The sequence below is a fragment of the Chryseobacterium sp. C39-AII1 genome, from assembly GCF_039672645.1.
Classification (GTDB): Bacteria; Bacteroidota; Bacteroidia; order Flavobacteriales; family Weeksellaceae; genus Chryseobacterium.
In genome coordinates, this window is sequence record NZ_JBDFPQ010000015.1 from 1 (window position 1) to 16,223 (window position 16,223).

Below are 16,223 nucleotides of genomic sequence, written 5' to 3' on the forward strand. Positions count from 1 at the left end.
GGATACCTATGGAGAACATTCTGCATTTAATGGAGATTTTGATCCTAATTCTACGTTATCGAGTTATAATGGAATGGGAAGTTCAAGTGCTCATGGAATGTATTTCGCTCAGGACGCTGGTGGTGGATAGGCTGGATCGGGATCTACAGGTTCTGTAAATGATCTTATAGATAAGATGTATGGATTAGGAGGGAGCTGGAATAATACAGGTGGAAGCTTTACAAGTTCTGAAAATATTAGTTTAGGGTATAGTGGTAATTTTTTAAGTCTCAATACTGGCTTTTCTGAGGGAGGAATTGGAGATGCAATAATAGATATTCCAGGTGTAACTTTAACTAAAAAAGCAGGATGGGGTAATTTATTACAGAATCATTTTAATTCTTATATGAATAAAATATGGAATGGGACTTTAGAAAGTAATGAAACTATTGATAGAATTATTAACCATCATTTTTTAAGATTTTATTAGATGATAACAATCATAAAAACAATTATTCAATAAAATAGAAAGGAGGTCTTTTTTATAAATGACCTCCATTTTTGTATGAAATAAACTTATTTTTGCATAAGACCGTCTAGACCTTGGCTCATTGCCTCAAACCCGCTTTGCTCTGCATCTTCATAAGTCATTTCTGTAATGAAAACTTCCTTACGGGTTCGTACTTTCTTCATATGGACCAACCAATCATTTGCTTCATCGCGATAGCCTAAAGGCAAGAGTACTGTGCTTCTATATCCTTGCTCCTTCAATTTGAGAAGAATGTCCAGTTGATCTGGCAGGAAACCTTCTATCGGTGTTGCATCCACCTTCTGCTCGGCTGCGGCAGCAATTGCCAAACCAAAAGAAATGTAACTTTGTTTTGCTGCGTGATGAACTTCCCATTCTTTTCCTTTCGTTTCAAACAAGTCCAGAATGACAGATTTGTAACTGTCCATCGTATCGTGAGGAAGTTGGCGTTCATCCATCATATCATTAAAAACTTGTGTGATTCGTTCATCAGTATATTCATCCCAAGCTGCAAATACAAGCAGATGAGAACAGTCCGTGATCTGGCTTTGATTGTATGCAATCCCCTTGATCTTTTCCAATAATCTAGGGTCAGAAACTACAATTATTTTATACTGTTGAAGACCCGATGATGAAGGTGCCATACGGGCAGCTTCTAAAATATATTCTAATTTTTCCTGAGGTACTTTTGTACCGTTCATTTTCTTTGTCGCATAGCGCCATTGTAAAGCTGTAAGTAAACTCATTATCTTTTTTTGTCAAAATTAAAGACTATAAATTAAAAAAAGTAACTTTGTGACAAAAAGTAACTGTTACTTGCGGATACCCTATGTGACAAAAAAGTAACCACATCAAATAAACTTAAGAATTATGGAGCCAATTCCTTTTAGTGAATGTCAAATTAAAATCCGGGCTATTGATGATACCATGGAGCTCTTGAGTGGAAAATGGAAAATTTCCATCATTGCAAGATTGTGCTATCAGCCGATGCGTTATTCCGAACTTTTAAAAAATCTCAACGGAATATCCGGTAAAATGCTCAGCAGGGAATTGCAGGAATTAGAGATCAATGGCGTTATTGATCGTACTGTAGCTTCCACTAAACCTCTCGCTGTAAGTTATTCTGTTACAGAATACGGAATGTCACTAAAAACTTTGACAGATACCATTGCTGATTGGGGACTTCTGCACCGCAAAAGAATTTTAGAAGACTTTTAAATCGAAACATCTTTAATCTCTTTGGCTGCTGGAAAATTAGTTTTGGTTTCCGGATAGTTTATCTGTATATTTCTTACTTTATTTTTGAAACTAAATTTTCAATCATCCATTCTTTAATAGTTGTTGACGTTGTACTGGCCTCCGTTCGCGGTTCTCTTTCATACAGCCCGCTGCCAATTGCCGTCAACATTTCTGTCAGAGAGATGGCAAATGCTTCGCTGGTATAATGTTGTTCTAAAAGCGTTTTTATATAGTCTTCTTTTGAAACTTCTTGAAAACGAATAGGCCTTCCTGTTAAATCACTCATTTGTTGCGCAATCTCATTGTAGCTTAAATCTGCCGGACCGTGAACTGCAAACCCTTCAACACCTGTCCAGGTTGTGTCGATTAGTAATTCTACCGCTTTTGATGCGATGTCTTTTATAGCAATTTGCGGGAATTTATAATTTCCATCTATGGGCAAAAAGAACGTTCCTGATTTTTTAAGGGATGCAGTCTGATACAATAGCGTTTCAAAAAATACCGGACAACGCAATGACCTTACCGATGCCCCGGATTGACTGATTATATCTTCGCCTCTGTGCAATGCTGTAATGAGACCTGCCCGCAGATCACTTTCTTTGCCGAGACCAGATAAATAAACAACTCTTTTTGTCCCTGTATTTTTAATGGCCTTTGAAGCTACTTTTGCAAAGTTTTCGTAATAGGTATTTACATCTTTCTGACTATTGCTTTGAGGTACACAGAAATAAAGAGTATCACAGCCTTTCACTGCTTCTGTGAATTCATCCTCATTCAGCAAAGAGCCTGTGGCAACTTCTACCCTTTCTAAAATGTCAGCTGGTATTTTATTCGGGTCTCTAACAAAAATTCTTACTTTTTGTTCTTGCTTAATCAGTTGTTGCAGAATCAGTGAGCCCGTATTGCCTGTTGGCGTTGTTACTAAAATCATAATTGAACTTTTAATTGTTTAATGAAGTACAAAGATGATAACAGTTAATTTTGTAAACGTTGTCCTATGTTCACATTTTCAGACCTTCGATTTTAATCTGCTTAACGTCTGAGGAGTGAGCCCTAAGTAAGATGCGACCATTTTGTTTGATAATCTGGTCAGTAATTTTGCTTGATTCGTTAAAACCCAACGAACTTTCTCTATCGCATCTAAACCTTGAAAACAGTAAATTCTTTCCTGTGATTTGATGTAAGCCAATTCTAAAATTTCTTTGTACACAAATCCAAACTGAGGAATTGTTTCAACCAGATGAAAGTAGTCTGCGTGAGTTATAATCAACAATTCCGATGGTTCAATGGTTTGCATAAATTCAAATGCAGGTTTTTGATTGATAAAGCTTGATAAAGCAGTTCCAAATGTATCTTCAAAATGAAAATATCTTGTTGCCTCTTCTCCTTCCCTATTAACGCTGAAAAGTCGGGCGCAACCTTTGTTTAGAAAATAGAAATGTTTACAGATCTCGCCTTCCTTCAAAAGAAATTCGTTTCTTTTGGTCTTTTTCAATTTAAAGTACGAAGAAATATAAGATAGTGTTTCATCGTCAATTTCAGTTCTTGCTTTGAAATATTTTTCTAATTGTCTATACATTTAAATATTTTATGGCTTTGTCAGTTGAATTGCAGTCTCAAAGTTACACATTATGTCATCTCTTTTATGATTTAGATAAATCCAGACAAGTTGATCCATAGTCCAGGCTCTCATAAATATTTTAAAAATGATAACGGAAGAAACATCACTGTTGTTATAGGAATGGCTCAAGGAATCCACCACGAATTAATTTTCGAGAAATACTGAGAAGCCGGAATGATCGCGTATAAGTTTTTCAGGGAACTTAAAAATACGATAATTTCCAGAAAAAAAAGATTTTCACAAAAAACATGTAGATCAGGAGATGGCTTTTGGCTACAACCAGTCAGGTTTTGGATACGTTTTCATTTCCGCATCGTTTTACCTTTGCTTCATATAAATATTAAAAACAAAAAAAGTATGTCATCTAAAAACAAAATTGCTATCGTTACTGGTGGAAGCCGTGGTCTCGGAAAAGATATGGTGCTGAGTCTTGCTAAAAATGGATTGGATATCGTTTTCACCTACAACAGTCGAAAAGAAGCTGCAGAAGAAGTGGTAAAACAAATTGAAGGACTGGGACAAAAAGGAATTGCATTGAAGCTTGATGTTTCAAATTCTTCAAGTTTCGATGAGTTTACAAAAACTTTGACATCCGAATTGCAGTCTCAATTCAATACAGACAAATTTGACTTTCTAATCAACAACGCAGGTTTCATCCACTATGCAGAATTTGAAAATATTACTGAAGAGCAGTTCACAGAAATGGAAAACGTACACTTTAGAGGACCATTTTTTCTTACTCAAAAACTGTTGCCTCAAATCAATCCTTTCGGTGGTATTGTGAATGTTTCGTCGGGTCTCACCCGTTTTGCCACACCAGGTTTTGCAGCCTATGCCGCATTAAAAGGCGCTATGGAAACACTGACCAAATATCAGGCCCAGGAATTAGGCAAGAGGAATATCAGGGTTAATGTGATAGCACCCGGAGCGATTGAGACCGATATTATGGGCGGTGCCGTTCGGGACAATGTGGAAATGAATCGACATTTAGCCTCTCAAACTGCTCTGGGGAGAGTTGGTCTTCCTGAAGATATCGGGGGCGTTGTGGCTTTTTTGTGCAGTGATGCCGCGGGTTGGATCAATGCCCAGCGTATTGAAATTTCAGGAGGTTCTAATCTTTAATACCTAAATCAAAATGGGAAATGGAGAAATTGAGCATGTTAAAGCATTAACGGAAACAGAAATAGATACGATCAAAAAATTTTACGGTGCATTCAAGATGAAGAATCCTGAAATTTTGGATGAGATCTGTATGCCGGATTGGAAGGATATTCCGCTGGCGCCCGGTCAGAAGGAAGGTCCGAAAGGTCTTCAGGAAATAATGAAACACCTTTTTGGGCTCTGCCCGGATATCGAGGTCGTCATTCACGAGATTTTCGGAACTCGCGAGCGCGTAGCGGTAAGGGCTTCAATGGAGTTCACCCACGTCAATGAAATTATGGGAATCCCGCCAACTCATCAAAAGGTTTCCGTAGCATTGCACGAATTTCATTACTTGAAGGATGGCAAGCTTACCCATACCTGGCATTTGGAGGACTGGTTCGGACTTTTAATGAAAAGTAAGTCAGCGGAAATCATATAATGGTCTTTCAGCATCTGAATACTGCCTTTTTTTTAAACTGTCTTTTTGCAAGAGGCAGATAAAACTTTAAATTTGCTTATATGGAAATCACGAGAATAAAATCCATCACAGAATATCATCGTTTCAGAGCACTCCACCAACCTGAACATCCCCTGATCAGCCTTGTCGATTATTCGCTGTTGCAGTTTGACGAAGATTCCCAAGCGGTGAATATCGTTATGGATTTTTATTCGATCGCTTTAAAGCGGGATATTGGCGCAAAGCTTTATTACGGGCAGCAAATCTATGATTTTGATGAAGGACTGATGTCTTTTATCGCGCCTGGCCAGGTTTTAAGGATAGAAAGAGATCCGGATTCGCAAAACAGCGGATCCGGTTATCTGCTACAAATCCACCCTGACTTCTTATGGGGGTCGCATCTGGCACAGAATATTAAAAAGTATTCCTTTTTCGATTATTCGATCCATGAAGCGCTTTTTCTATCCAGTAAAGAAGAAACGATCATCCTCAATATTTTCGAAAACATCAAACAGGAATATCACGCAAATATTGACGGCTTTTCCCAAGGTCTTATTATCGCTCAGATCGAACTGTTGCTCAAATATTGTGAACGGTTTTACAACCGGCAGTTTATCACCAGAAAAATCAGCAGCCACCAAATGCTGACCAAAGTTGAGAATTTTCTGAATTCCTATTTCTCTTCTGAAGAACAAGCGGAAGGTGGTCTTCTTTCTGTCAAAAAAGTTGCCGATGCTATGAATGTTTCATCCGATTATCTGAGCAGTATGCTGAAGCATCTTACCGGTAAAAATGCTCAGGAACACATCCACCAGAAACTGATCGAAAAAGCGAAAGAGAAATTATCTACCACTGATCTTTCAGTAAGTGAGATTGCCTATGAACTGGGATTTGAGCATCCCCAGTCTTTCAGCAAACTTTTCAAATTGAAGACGAGCGTTTCACCATTGGAGTTTCGGAAATCATTTAATTAAAAAATAATCGTGTTTGCCTAAAGTAAATCTCAATTTAAAAAATTGAGATTATTTAACTCTTACCATAAGTGAAAAATTATTATATTTTGCATGGCTAGATTTATCAGAAGCTTCAGAAATATCACCTATTGTTAAAATATAATCGTAGTCATCATCTTCCTCAGTATTGTCAATATTATAATCAGGAATTCTTTTAACAACCTCGTGACCTGAATCCCACAAGAATTCTGATATTGAATCTATTATATTCTGTTTACGCTCATTATGGTCTTTAAGTAATAAGAATTTCATTGGTCAATAAAATTATAATCCTTTTTTTCCTTCAAGCCAATATCCTTTAACATAGATTCTACCCTTATGGTTATTTAATTTCAAAGCTTTTCTGAAGTTCTGAACTGACTTAACATTACCTGTGAGTATTACATTTGCGTCTGACCATTCAGAATCATTTAATAGAGTCAATTGCTGTATTTCTTCTACATTACGAAATACATCCCTTTTCGAAAAAACCGTATAATTGTATAGACCAATTTCTTCAGGAATAATCATATTCTCCTCTTCTAATTCGATATAAAACATAAATTGATGATTATTTTTTTTGAGAAAGGGCAGAAAACTGAGCATTAAACTTAGGGAAGTTTCATCTCCAAAAATAAGTTGCTTTTCTACCTTTGGGTCATATTGTTTGTCACTTCCTAAGACTGCCAGCTTTATTTCTTGATCGTCGGGTTGAAGATTGTTTATATAATCAGCTCCAGCCGCATTACCGTGCAAATGGGCTATAAATTCAATGTATTTCTTTGAATCATCTGCACAAACAGTATAGTGACGCGACTCTGTGGGAGTAACCCGAAATGAAATCGTGAATCCCGGAGCAAAATCCAAAGAGGTAAAATTACCTTTTAAACGTACTTTCTTTAGATGAGGATTAAGATAAACGGATTTTTCCACTTTTACGAGTCGTATAAATGAAGGGGCTATTTTTTCAAGGGCATCATTGAGCCATTTTGGTGCTGTTGGCATATCTTTAATTTTGTTGTACAAAGAAATAAAGAAATGCAAAGCGTGAAAATAGACTGGAGAATGTAAGTATAGGACTATTCGAAGCTTTTCTTTCTGAATGTTAAAGCAGTCATCCCTGTTGATTTACTAAACAGACGTGAAAAATACGAGTAATCTTCATATCCCAGATAGTTTGCAATCTCTTTAACCGATTTTGAAGAATGAGACAAAAGACGTTTTGATTCTAAAATAATTCTTTCCTGAATATGATAGGAAACGGTCTTGCCTGTTACCTTTTTGGCGCATTCATTCAGATAAGATGTCGATATATTCAACTGCTCAGCATAAAACTTTGGATTCTTTTGTACAATGAATTGATCTTCCAATAAAGATTTAAAATTACTCATAATAACTTCAGAACGGTTAGGTGACTTAATTTGGTCAGAATCCGTTAGAAAGTTTGAAACAATCAGTCCTATCAAAGCGTTGCAACTATTTTTCAATATCGGATAATATAATTTCCTTTCATAATCCTTATACATTTTAATACAAATTGCTACGGTATCTGATAAAACATCGAAATTCTCAGTTTGCAACGGCAGGGGATCTGCCGGAGCTATTTTCTTTAAAAGATCAAGATATTCCGTATTCAGGTTTTCATCGTTTATAAGAATGACCGTAAAAATCCCTTCTTTAAAAGAAATTCCACGATGTACCTGATAAGGCTGAATATAGAGTATAGAAGGTGAAACGATGGTATACTGCCTGAAGTCTATTTCAAATATTCCACTGCCTTGTTCCAGAATAAAGAACAAATGGTAATTATCCCGGTGCGCTTTTTTTATTCTGTCTAATTCGAGATTTTCAACGGATGATCTTTCAATGATGATGCCTTTGCTTTCAACATCAGGAAAAGTATTTAACGGAATAAACTGTGGCTTAAATGACATACTTAATTATTACAATTCCAAGTTACAACACTTTATGTAGAAATAAGAACCAGTTCTTAATTTTTAGCAATCCTCTTTATTATTTTTCTAAGTGATTACGAAACCTTGTCCAAAATATCGGAGGCAATTTCAAAATTGATCTGAATAGTACTGATAAAAGATTTACTGAAATGATAACAACGACCTGGCATTAAGAGCTAGCACAAGACAAAACAACGATAATAAACCATACATTATTCCTATCAAAATAACCATCCTCACATCCTTAAGTACATAAAAGGCAAGTAATGGCAATAGCTGCAAAGCGTGCATCCCTACAAAATGGGCGATGCGCAGATCGCCATAGGTAAGGCTCCAGTTCAGAAACGGAATTGCGCCGCCGTCTGTACCGCCAACTCTTGGCGAACCATGAGCACCAATAACAGCACCTTCCAAAGCAAATATCACAAATAAAAAGATTCCTAAGCGAATGGCCCAAACATAATAATCCGGAAGTTCAGGGAACTTCTCGGTACAAAACAAAATGCCGATATAACCTGTATATAATGTAGCTGCTATTGCCGAAATTGCCATTGCAACAGTCAGTAAAGTATATAAAGTCGAACTGGTATTATAATGTGACAATTGACCTCGAGAAGCCTGAAGTGCAACATAGAAAACTTCGAATCCCAGGAAGATAATCAATGACCAATTGTACAGATTGATGCATTTATAAGAAAGATACCCTGTATACCAGCCCATCGTCCAGCTGAATATACCCATTGACAATGCAAATTTAAGTGGTTTGTACCAGGCATTTACCCCATTGATCTGGACATCGCTAAATTTTGATTTCATCAATATTAAAACGGCAGTGATCAGACATACAAATCCAAAGTAAAACAAGTATTCATTTTTTGATTTCAGTGATGCTAAAAAGTCGATCATAAGATGATTAGTGATTAAATTTAATTGAAAGAAGTCCGGAACTCCACCGGAGAAAGGTTGGTCTTACTTTTAAACAATTTGCTGAACGACTGCGGATACTCGAACCCTAGTTCAAAAGCAATTTCGCCTACACTAAGCGTCGTGGTCGAAAGTTTCTCTTTTGCCTTTTCAATGATCTTCTCGTGAATGTGTTGTTGAGTATTCTTACCGGTAAGGTTTTTCAACACACCACTGAGATAGTTGGGGGAACAATTGAGAAGTCCGGCAACATACGGTACGGTCGGCAACCCTTTATTGATGACATCTTCATCATCAAAATAATCATTAAGGATTTTTTCCAATTTGTCCAGGATTTGATTTCCCGATATTTTACGTGTAAGGAACTGACGCATATAAAACCTGTCCGAGTAATTAAGGAAAGATTCGATTTGTGAGATAATGATTGCTTCGCTGAATTTATCGATGTGTGAATAGTATTCCTGCTCGATATTTTTGATGAAACTGTTTAAAACAAGTTCTTCTTTTTCAGAAACAAAGAGAGCTTCATTTACCGCATAATTGAAAAATTCGTATTTCTTAATGGTTTTTGCTAACGGATTTCCCCACAGGAAGTCAGGATGAATGAGCAACATACTTCCTGAACTTTTAAAACCTTCATCCGCCCTAAATGAAAATACCTGATTGGGAGCAATGAAGAATAAAATGCCGTTATCAAAATCATATTTCTGCTGACCATATCCATAATACACCTCCCCACCCTCTGCTTTTTTAAGTGAGATGATGTAAAAATCAAAGATCACCCTTATCGTTTCTTCACTTTTGTAAGTTGTTATTTCGGCAAGATCTACGACACTTATCATTGGATGTTGCGGAGCACCAATTCCTAATATTTTATGGTATTCTTTGATGGTTTTTATTCTGTAAGGCTGCTGAGCATTCATTTTATTGAGTTTACAAGATTTAAATATAAGATTATTCTGCATCAACTCTTTCCAAAGTAAGACCTGGATTCAATCCGAAGAAGGAAAGTCCCCAAAATCCCTTAATATTTAGATGACCATTTTTGTTGATGGTAATATAAGAATCGTACGTATTTCCCTTATTCCCATCATAATCATAAAGCTTTCCTTTCCAGCTTTTCTTCTTGGCATCAAATGTAATATCAGTTAATAATAGAATTCCGACCAATGGCAATTTGCGTTTTAGCTCATCAGGATTATTCACGTCCAAAAGAGGTTTTCCCTGGCTGTCCAAAGAATGTTTTAGATAAATGAGTTTCCCAAAATAATTTTTTCCGCTTCTGAATATCTGCACATTACCTTCTTTCACCGGACTGTACCAAGTGCCTACAATATCATCGGCTTTCGATTGTGAAGATAGCCTTGTTGATAAATTAAGAAATAGAATGGTTAGAAATAGATGTTTCATTGTTTACTGTATTTGATGGCAAATTCTTCTGCAAAATCTTTTATTTTCACCCTGCCCAATATCGCTGGTCTGTTTTTAAAGTAATCCTCAAACAGGCTTCCATCGTGTATTGCCACATTCATTTCCGTAAATTCTTTGGCGATTTTGTCTGATGCTCCTATTTTTATAAAGGCATCCTTCATTTGCGCATCGCTGATAAGCACCCATTTCAAGTACGGCTTATCAATAGCATTCCCTAAAATGGTGGCTATTTCCTGGCAAGTAAGTTCTTCACTGGCAACATATCTTATTTTTCTGCCTTTCTGTTGAGCATTAATTTCCTCTGCGATGGCTGATGCTATATCGATCGGTGATACCCAGGCTATTTTGTCGGTTCCTCCGTAATTTGACAAGATGATTCCGGAATAGCCTTTTAGAAGGCCTTTAAAACCATAATGTTTAAAGTAAAGTAATTTCCCGATAATACCTTTCAAAAAACCATTGCCCTTTACCATATCCAGAAAGGCATACAAATTATAATCGTAAGATGCGGGACGAAGATGCGTCACATAAACGTCTTGAGAAAGTTCTTTAAAAACATTTTCTGCAATATAATGAAAAACCAAGACCCCTGTCCCACTTTGTTTTTCAGCACCCACACTGCTTAGATGGATCACCTTTTTTATGCCTGATTTTTGAATCGCCTGAACATAATTCGTACTGATCTTCAATGCCTTTTCCCTGTAATCAAAGTTTTGGTTCCCGAAAAAGTTAAAGGGTGGAATCATACAGTACGCCGCATCATGACCTTCGAAAGCTTTGGTCAGAAAAATGCGATCTTCAATTTCGCCGATTGCCGCTTGTGCTCCCAACTGCTCTATTTCTGATTTCCTCGCAGCCGAACTGCTGACTACGGTAACCTGATGCCCCTGTTTAATTAATTGTACTACCAACGGCTTGCTGATATTTCCTAGTGAACCTGTTACAATTATTTTCATTTTAATTTGTCATTTATTATGATAACAAATTTCAGTTTATTTAATTCGTAGCACGTGTTCAAATCCACGCTTTTTGTGTTCAAAACTTTACTTATCGTTGAACAATGGAAGCGAAATTAAGTAATACTAAGAAGTTAGAATTAGATTGACATATAATCTAGAATACTGATAGCCAATTCAATAATGATGATTGTAAAATTTCTTCCGTACCTTTCAGATATTACTTTGATTATGGATACAAGTCCAGAATTTTGCCCTACACATAAAATAGATATGATGATTTGAAAATAAAAGTTTAATATCTTACATTAGCAATATAAATTTAGAAGTAAATATGGATTCATTTCAGCCGCTCATCGATCACATCAGTAAAAAAATATCCTTTAACGAGGAGGAAATGAAAGAATTTATCTCCTATTTCAAAGTTACCAAAATCAAGAAAAGACAATTCATCATCCAGCCGGATTTTATTCCAAAATATAGAAACTATGTGGTACAGGGCGCATTCAGAGCATATGTTATTGGTGATGAAGGCGCAGAACATACGGTTCAGTTTGCCATTGAAGACTGGTGGATTTCAGATTACAACGGATATATCTCTCAGCAACCGGCATCAATGTTCGTTATGGCTTTGGAAGACAGCATCATTCTTCAGATCGATTACGAAAGTGAACAAAATTTAAAAGCTGCCAATCACAAATTCGAAACTTTTTTCAGAAAAATGGCAGAAAGCTCTGTTGCCGCAATGCAGAGAAGACTCATCAGCAATCTTACAAAAACTGCTGAAGAACGCTATGAAGAATTCGAACAAAAATATCCTTCCATTGCCCATCGTGTGCCTCAGTACGCACTGGCCTCATTTCTGGGAATGACTACACAATATCTGTCAAAGCTCCGAAACATCAGAGTTTCAAAAAAAAGTTAATCCAGTTTCATTTTTTATGTTCAACTGGTTTCTGTTGATTTCCTAATCTAGTTGATTGTACTCGCAGCGGTGATTGCAGCACCTTTGTAATGTCAATAATGACAAATAATTTACATATAAAGCATATGAGTACAACAGACAACAGAACATTTACAGTTCCTAAACGCAATGAAGTTTCTTCCAACAACCAAAACATTTTCGACAATCTTCAGAAAGGTCTTGGTTTCGTACCGAATCTATACGCCTATTTTGGTAAAAATGAAACCGCATTAGGCGATTATCTCGCTTTACAAAATCGCAAAAGCACCTTAAGACCTAAAGAAAGAGAAGTCATCAATCTTGTAACCAGCCAGATCAACGGATGTCGTTATTGCCAATCTGCCCATACGGTTTTAGGTAAAATGAACGGCTTTTCAGACGAAAATATTGTAGAGATCCGAGGATGTAAAGCTACTTTTGACAGTAAATTAGATGCGTTGGCAAAATTCACCGCTTCTGTCGTTGAAAACCGTGGTAAAGCGACCCAGGAAAACGTTGATGCGTTCTTTAAGGCTGGATATAGTGAAATCAACCTTATCGACGTCATTATGGTAGTGGGCGACAAGATCATCAGCAATTATATCCACAATCTTACGCAACTTGACATTGATTTTCCTTTAGCTGATCAGTTATAATCATCATTAATTAGTAAAACAATGAAAAATACAGAAAACTTTCAGTTAGAAACACGCCTTAAAAAACACAGAGATTTTTGGGGATCCAAATTATCACCTGAAGATAATGAAACCATGGAAAGACATATTGAATTTCTCCGCAATTCTGGAGCGTTGGATAAAGTGTTAAAGAAAGGCGATGCCGCTCCTGAATTTGATCTTAAAAACCAAAACGGAAAAATCATCTCATCCTCCGAATTATTAAAAAAGGGATCTTTGGTTGTTAGCTTTTACAGAGGAAGCTGGTGTCCCTATTGTGTGGAAGAAATAAAGGCATTAAACCTATTCTATCCTGAAATTCAGGAAAACGGGGCAGATCTCGTCGTATTGTCGCCACAAAGTTTTATCCGAACAGAAGAACAAGCCGAAGAATTACATCTCAAGTATAATCTGCTTGTAGATAATGACAATAAAACCGGAAAAGCATTCGGATTAGTATATGAATTTCCTCAATATTTACAGGATCTGTATATGGAAAGATTTAATAACAATATTCAGGAGATTAACGAAGGTTCTGCCTGGGAACTTCCTATCCCTGCTCGATTTGTAATCGGACAGGACGGAAAAATCCTGGACGTATTGGTAGATCCCGATTACCGTTTCCGTCCGGAACCTTCTACTACATTAGCATTTATCAAAAATTTAGCAAAATCATAGGACCTAATCCAAGCTGATTATGAATAAAGGTGCCAAATGAGGTTAAGGCCGTCAGGAAGAATCATTTATTTCTAAAATTCTTTCCAAATCTTTCACCAAATAATTTAAAATTGTTTGGTTTTTGGACAAGACCTGAACAGCCAATTAAAGGCTTGCTATTCCAATGATGAATGGTAGCAGTTCTCATAATTAAATTGCATTCATATTAGCTAAAAGAATTTGTTTGATAATTTTGAGGTTTGTAATTGATTTTTAATTTGGCTCAATCGAACCAAATCATCAATAAAAGTGTTTGAAGATACGCTCGTCTTGGTCACCTAACAGGATTATTTAATTCTACAATTCTTTCTAAATCTTCCACCAAATGTTTCGATATCTCTTCGGTTGTGGGTACAAAAAACCTCTGAAATAGATCATTTCAGAGGTTATTGCTTTTTATATTTTTATACCAAAAAATTCAAACGTGTAAAATATCGTGTAAAAACATATTTTCTCTTCAATGCATAAATTCATTGATAAACAAATTCTTTTAATCAAAAATTAAGGCACATTTCAAATCTTAAGCAAAAAAAAAAAGAAACTACCAAAAGATAGTCTCTATAATAAATTTTAAATTGGTTCACCATCAGGATCACCTGGTGATTTACAAACTTCGCCCACAGGGGCACAATAATAAGGTACTCCTCGCGTACAGCATTTTCTGTATCCTACAAAACAATTCTGAACACAAACTTCGATTCCTCCATTAATAGAGATTAATCTTTTTCTGGAAAGTTTTCTTAAATTTTTCATGGTTATTAATTTTTGTGATTAATTACGTTAAAAACGCTGTAACAAGTTACTAATTAATTTAATACAATTCTAAAATTCGGGAAATAATTAACAAAAAGAAAATCCTCAGCAAAAACTGAGGACTAATCGTAAAAATATATTGGTGTGTTTTTTCAATGTAAAATCCTCACAAAACTGCGAGGATTTTAATTTCATTTAATATTGTGTATGTGATTTGGTATTTATTCTTATTCAATTGCTGTGCCATAAAATTGCATTTTACTTAAAATTTATTTTTTGTGGTATTTTATTCTAATTTTAAGTAGTACAATTTAAAATATTCACAATAATAAATTAAAACAACACTAATCATTCATTACCTCCACTATTAATTATCAATGCTAAAATTATTATTTTTAAAAAGTAAAAAAGTTTCTTTTACATCTTTCGGAGTTTCACTCTTCAAAATTCCTTTGTCATTAATAATTTTAAAAGTTTTTGCTGCAGCGGAAGAAATATTGTTAGAAAGACCATCAAACTTTTGCATTTCAGACAGACCTTGCATTTCATCAATTCTTCTCAAAATATGATCAGGATATGTAGGCGTTGTTTTTTGCAAATCGTTGTAAGTTCCCGGTAAAAAATCTTTAAGACTTTCGATCATTTCATCAACAATGCCATAATGAGAAGCACCCATCATGGCTTCAAAGAAAACAGCATTAATTCCTTTATTCACCATCGAAAATAACAATTTGTAAGCGGAGGCAGATTCTATTTTTTCGCCCGCATCTTTTAATTTAAATATTCCATCAAATAAATCCATCAGCAAAACTCTTTCCTTCCCGCTAATGACTATCACTGCATCATTTTCCACACTTTTCGCAACTCCCATAATAGCTCCATTAATGAAAATTCCATTCTTCAAAGTTATAAGTTCTTCTATTTTTTTCGCCGATTGCGGAGTATTGGAATTGAGATCTACAAAGATTTGATTTCTTTCTGAATCCGACATATAATGAGAAACCTGTTCGGCAATCTGAATGCTACTTTTAGGACTGTTCACCGATAATATGATATCGCTTTGCTTCACAACGTTTTGTAAAGCTCCCACATCTTTTATCTGAGATTTTTCTATATTTTCTAATGTCTTCGCAGACCGACCTTCACCCGCCGTAATGACTTCAAAATTATTTTTTATCAATACATCAGCAACTGCCGATCCCATATCTCCCGGAAATAACAATCCTATCACAGGTTTTACTTTCATCATACTTTATTCGATTTTAACCAAAGGTATTAAAGTATTTTTGAAAAAGGCTTTACAACCATGCTAAAAATCCAACAATCCATCCGTCAAACATTTCCATTGAATTTTGGCAAATCCCATCATGCCTCCGATTGAGATTATGATGTTTCGAAGCATGTCTAAAAATGACGCGTTAAAATTTGGAGTTTCATTTCTTCCATAAATTCCAGCTTCGATAAAATCATTTTTCTTAACGATTCTAAATGTCGAACTGGCTCTTGATGAATAAAAATGAGCAATTTTAAAACTTTTTCTTTTTCCTGGTTTCATCGTTGGTTTACATGTAATTATAACCTCATCATCGTCACTAAAAATACTGATTACCTGAACCCAATCGTAGCCTTTTGCTTCCAATTCACCCGGTCCTGGAATATCGATTCTGATAAAATCTCCTATTTCACAAAATCGATTAACCTCATCTCCATACGCATCAAATAATTTAAAATCGGCAAAATCTTTATTACAATAGCTTTTCCATTGATTTACAGAAAATAATCTTTCTTTTAAAACTTCAAATTGCTTCTCACCAACTGCTTTATCAGCAAATGTTTTTCTGCTTTCGGTATCGTGAAATCCACCTTTTTTTTGCTCAGGAACTCCGGAAATTTTCTTCGCTTTCATTAGT

21 protein-coding genes are annotated in these 16,223 nt (G+C 35.7%); 8 read left to right on the forward strand and 13 right to left on the reverse strand.

All coding sequences use genetic code 11. The features are described 5' to 3' along the window. The first annotated feature begins 175 nt into the window (after positions 1 to 175). The gene (locus ABEG63_RS17810) at positions 176 to 469 is read left to right on the forward strand and encodes a hypothetical protein (protein WP_346586602.1); all 294 of its coding nucleotides are present in this window, start codon (positions 176 to 178) and stop codon (positions 467 to 469) included. 86 nt (positions 470 to 555) lie between these two features. Here the strand turns inward: ABEG63_RS17810 and ABEG63_RS17815 are convergent, their stop codons facing one another. Further along, positions 556 to 1,254: a nitroreductase family protein gene (locus tag ABEG63_RS17815; RefSeq protein WP_346586604.1), complete on the reverse strand. Its 699-nt coding sequence runs from the start codon at positions 1,252 to 1,254 to the stop codon at positions 556 to 558. A gap of 124 nt (positions 1,255 to 1,378) precedes the next feature. On the opposite strand from ABEG63_RS17815, the gene ABEG63_RS17820 reads away from it, so the two are divergent. Further along, positions 1,379 to 1,726 (forward strand): helix-turn-helix domain-containing protein, encoded by a 348-nt coding sequence (locus ABEG63_RS17820; RefSeq protein WP_346586606.1) that lies wholly within the window; start codon positions 1,379 to 1,381, stop codon positions 1,724 to 1,726. 73 nt (positions 1,727 to 1,799) lie between these two features. Here ABEG63_RS17820 and ABEG63_RS17825 read toward each other — a convergent pair whose 3' ends face one another. After that, entirely contained in the window at positions 1,800 to 2,678 is an 879-nt protein-coding gene (locus ABEG63_RS17825; RefSeq protein WP_346586608.1) for an NAD(P)H-binding protein, read from the reverse strand. A 78-nt stretch (positions 2,679 to 2,756) separates the two neighbouring features. Beyond that, on the reverse strand, positions 2,757 to 3,326 hold the full coding sequence (locus ABEG63_RS17830; protein WP_346586610.1) for a Crp/Fnr family transcriptional regulator: 570 nt from the start codon (positions 3,324 to 3,326) through the stop codon (positions 2,757 to 2,759). A gap of 399 nt (positions 3,327 to 3,725) precedes the next feature. Between ABEG63_RS17830 and ABEG63_RS17835 the strand changes: the two genes are divergently transcribed. The 3 genes from ABEG63_RS17835 (at position 3,726) to ABEG63_RS17845 (ending at position 5,942) form a co-directional block, all read left to right on the forward strand. Next, on the forward strand, positions 3,726 to 4,490 hold the full coding sequence (locus tag ABEG63_RS17835) for an SDR family oxidoreductase (RefSeq protein WP_346586612.1): 765 nt from the start codon (positions 3,726 to 3,728) through the stop codon (positions 4,488 to 4,490). Between the two features lie 13 nt (positions 4,491 to 4,503). Further along, a complete protein-coding gene (locus ABEG63_RS17840) occupies positions 4,504 to 4,950 on the forward strand; it encodes an ester cyclase (RefSeq protein WP_346586614.1) in 447 nt (148 codons plus the stop codon). An 80-nt stretch (positions 4,951 to 5,030) separates the two neighbouring features. After that, complete coding sequence (locus ABEG63_RS17845; RefSeq protein WP_346586616.1) at positions 5,031 to 5,942, forward strand: helix-turn-helix transcriptional regulator; 912 nt, start codon at positions 5,031 to 5,033, stop codon at positions 5,940 to 5,942. Positions 5,943 to 5,990: 48 nt separating this feature from the next. Here ABEG63_RS17845 and ABEG63_RS17850 read toward each other — a convergent pair whose 3' ends face one another. The 7 genes from ABEG63_RS17850 to ABEG63_RS17880 form a co-directional block, all read right to left on the reverse strand. After that, positions 5,991 to 6,233: a hypothetical protein gene (locus ABEG63_RS17850; protein WP_346586618.1), complete on the reverse strand. Its 243-nt coding sequence runs from the start codon at positions 6,231 to 6,233 to the stop codon at positions 5,991 to 5,993. A 12-nt stretch (positions 6,234 to 6,245) separates the two neighbouring features. Beyond that, a complete protein-coding gene (locus ABEG63_RS17855) occupies positions 6,246 to 6,965 on the reverse strand; it encodes a hypothetical protein (RefSeq protein WP_346586620.1) in 720 nt (239 codons plus the stop codon). A 74-nt stretch (positions 6,966 to 7,039) separates the two neighbouring features. Further along, a complete protein-coding gene (locus tag ABEG63_RS17860) occupies positions 7,040 to 7,894 on the reverse strand; it encodes a helix-turn-helix transcriptional regulator (protein ID WP_346586622.1) in 855 nt (284 codons plus the stop codon). A gap of 162 nt (positions 7,895 to 8,056) precedes the next feature. Next, the gene (locus tag ABEG63_RS17865; RefSeq protein WP_346586623.1) at positions 8,057 to 8,821 is read right to left on the reverse strand and encodes a hypothetical protein; all 765 of its coding nucleotides are present in this window, start codon (positions 8,819 to 8,821) and stop codon (positions 8,057 to 8,059) included. Positions 8,822 to 8,841: 20 nt separating this feature from the next. Next, positions 8,842 to 9,762, reverse strand: a complete 921-nt coding sequence (locus ABEG63_RS17870) for a helix-turn-helix transcriptional regulator (RefSeq protein ID WP_346586625.1) — start codon at positions 9,760 to 9,762, stop codon at positions 8,842 to 8,844. A gap of 31 nt (positions 9,763 to 9,793) precedes the next feature. Then, positions 9,794 to 10,249, reverse strand: coding sequence for a DUF2147 domain-containing protein (locus ABEG63_RS17875; protein WP_346586626.1), 456 nt, complete (start codon positions 10,247 to 10,249; stop codon positions 9,794 to 9,796). Continuing rightward, positions 10,246 to 11,226, reverse strand: coding sequence for an NAD(P)H-binding protein (locus ABEG63_RS17880; RefSeq protein ID WP_346586628.1), 981 nt, complete (start codon positions 11,224 to 11,226; stop codon positions 10,246 to 10,248). The genes ABEG63_RS17875 and ABEG63_RS17880 overlap by 4 nt, the downstream gene beginning before the upstream one ends. 334 nt (positions 11,227 to 11,560) lie before the next feature. On the opposite strand from ABEG63_RS17880, the gene ABEG63_RS17885 reads away from it, so the two are divergent. The 3 genes from ABEG63_RS17885 (at position 11,561) to ABEG63_RS17895 (ending at position 13,521) form a co-directional block, all read left to right on the forward strand. Further along, positions 11,561 to 12,151, forward strand: a complete 591-nt coding sequence (locus tag ABEG63_RS17885) for a Crp/Fnr family transcriptional regulator (RefSeq protein ID WP_346586629.1) — start codon at positions 11,561 to 11,563, stop codon at positions 12,149 to 12,151. 125 nt (positions 12,152 to 12,276) lie between these two features. After that, a complete protein-coding gene (locus ABEG63_RS17890) occupies positions 12,277 to 12,825 on the forward strand; it encodes a carboxymuconolactone decarboxylase family protein (protein WP_346586630.1) in 549 nt (182 codons plus the stop codon). Between the two features lie 21 nt (positions 12,826 to 12,846). Continuing rightward, positions 12,847 to 13,521, forward strand: coding sequence for a peroxiredoxin-like family protein (locus ABEG63_RS17895; protein WP_346586632.1), 675 nt, complete (start codon positions 12,847 to 12,849; stop codon positions 13,519 to 13,521). 609 nt (positions 13,522 to 14,130) lie between these two features. Here the strand turns inward: ABEG63_RS17895 and ABEG63_RS17900 are convergent. The 3 genes from ABEG63_RS17900 to ABEG63_RS17910 all read right to left on the reverse strand — a co-directional run bounded on the left by ABEG63_RS17900 (position 14,131) and on the right by ABEG63_RS17910 (position 16,219). Continuing rightward, on the reverse strand, positions 14,131 to 14,313 hold the full coding sequence (locus ABEG63_RS17900; RefSeq protein ID WP_346586634.1) for a hypothetical protein: 183 nt from the start codon (positions 14,311 to 14,313) through the stop codon (positions 14,131 to 14,133). A gap of 367 nt (positions 14,314 to 14,680) precedes the next feature. Next, positions 14,681 to 15,562 (reverse strand): DUF1932 domain-containing protein, encoded by an 882-nt coding sequence (locus tag ABEG63_RS17905; protein WP_346586635.1) that lies wholly within the window; start codon positions 15,560 to 15,562, stop codon positions 14,681 to 14,683. Between the two features lie 60 nt (positions 15,563 to 15,622). After that, the gene (locus ABEG63_RS17910; protein WP_346586637.1) at positions 15,623 to 16,219 is read right to left on the reverse strand and encodes a hypothetical protein; all 597 of its coding nucleotides are present in this window, start codon (positions 16,217 to 16,219) and stop codon (positions 15,623 to 15,625) included. Between the last annotated feature and the right edge of the window lie 4 nt (positions 16,220 to 16,223).

Bases quoted from the DNA above. Each gene is read 5' to 3' on its own strand.
- ABEG63_RS17810 (WP_346586602.1), top strand. From the start codon at position 176: ATGTATGGATTAGGAGGGAGCTGGAATAATACAGGTGGAAGCTTTACA.
- ABEG63_RS17815 (WP_346586604.1), bottom strand. From the start codon at position 1,254: ATGAGTTTACTTACAGCTTTACAATGGCGCTATGCGACAAAGAAAATG.
- ABEG63_RS17820 (WP_346586606.1), top strand. From the start codon at position 1,379: ATGGAGCCAATTCCTTTTAGTGAATGTCAAATTAAAATCCGGGCTATT.
- ABEG63_RS17825 (WP_346586608.1), bottom strand. From the start codon at position 2,678: ATGATTTTAGTAACAACGCCAACAGGCAATACGGGCTCACTGATTCTG.
- ABEG63_RS17830 (WP_346586610.1), bottom strand. From the start codon at position 3,326: ATGTATAGACAATTAGAAAAATATTTCAAAGCAAGAACTGAAATTGAC.
- ABEG63_RS17835 (WP_346586612.1), top strand. From the start codon at position 3,726: ATGTCATCTAAAAACAAAATTGCTATCGTTACTGGTGGAAGCCGTGGT.
- ABEG63_RS17840 (WP_346586614.1), top strand. From the start codon at position 4,504: ATGGGAAATGGAGAAATTGAGCATGTTAAAGCATTAACGGAAACAGAA.
- ABEG63_RS17845 (WP_346586616.1), top strand. From the start codon at position 5,031: ATGGAAATCACGAGAATAAAATCCATCACAGAATATCATCGTTTCAGA.
- ABEG63_RS17850 (WP_346586618.1), bottom strand. From the start codon at position 6,233: ATGAAATTCTTATTACTTAAAGACCATAATGAGCGTAAACAGAATATA.
- ABEG63_RS17855 (WP_346586620.1), bottom strand. From the start codon at position 6,965: ATGCCAACAGCACCAAAATGGCTCAATGATGCCCTTGAAAAAATAGCC.
- ABEG63_RS17860 (WP_346586622.1), bottom strand. From the start codon at position 7,894: ATGTCATTTAAGCCACAGTTTATTCCGTTAAATACTTTTCCTGATGTT.
- ABEG63_RS17865 (WP_346586623.1), bottom strand. From the start codon at position 8,821: ATGATCGACTTTTTAGCATCACTGAAATCAAAAAATGAATACTTGTTT.
- ABEG63_RS17870 (WP_346586625.1), bottom strand. From the start codon at position 9,762: ATGAATGCTCAGCAGCCTTACAGAATAAAAACCATCAAAGAATACCAT.
- ABEG63_RS17875 (WP_346586626.1), bottom strand. From the start codon at position 10,249: ATGAAACATCTATTTCTAACCATTCTATTTCTTAATTTATCAACAAGG.
- ABEG63_RS17880 (WP_346586628.1), bottom strand. From the start codon at position 11,226: ATGAAAATAATTGTAACAGGTTCACTAGGAAATATCAGCAAGCCGTTG.
- ABEG63_RS17885 (WP_346586629.1), top strand. From the start codon at position 11,561: ATGGATTCATTTCAGCCGCTCATCGATCACATCAGTAAAAAAATATCC.
- ABEG63_RS17890 (WP_346586630.1), top strand. From the start codon at position 12,277: ATGAGTACAACAGACAACAGAACATTTACAGTTCCTAAACGCAATGAA.
- ABEG63_RS17895 (WP_346586632.1), top strand. From the start codon at position 12,847: ATGAAAAATACAGAAAACTTTCAGTTAGAAACACGCCTTAAAAAACAC.
- ABEG63_RS17900 (WP_346586634.1), bottom strand. From the start codon at position 14,313: ATGAAAAATTTAAGAAAACTTTCCAGAAAAAGATTAATCTCTATTAAT.
- ABEG63_RS17905 (WP_346586635.1), bottom strand. From the start codon at position 15,562: ATGATGAAAGTAAAACCTGTGATAGGATTGTTATTTCCGGGAGATATG.
- ABEG63_RS17910 (WP_346586637.1), bottom strand. From the start codon at position 16,219: ATGAAAGCGAAGAAAATTTCCGGAGTTCCTGAGCAAAAAAAAGGTGGA.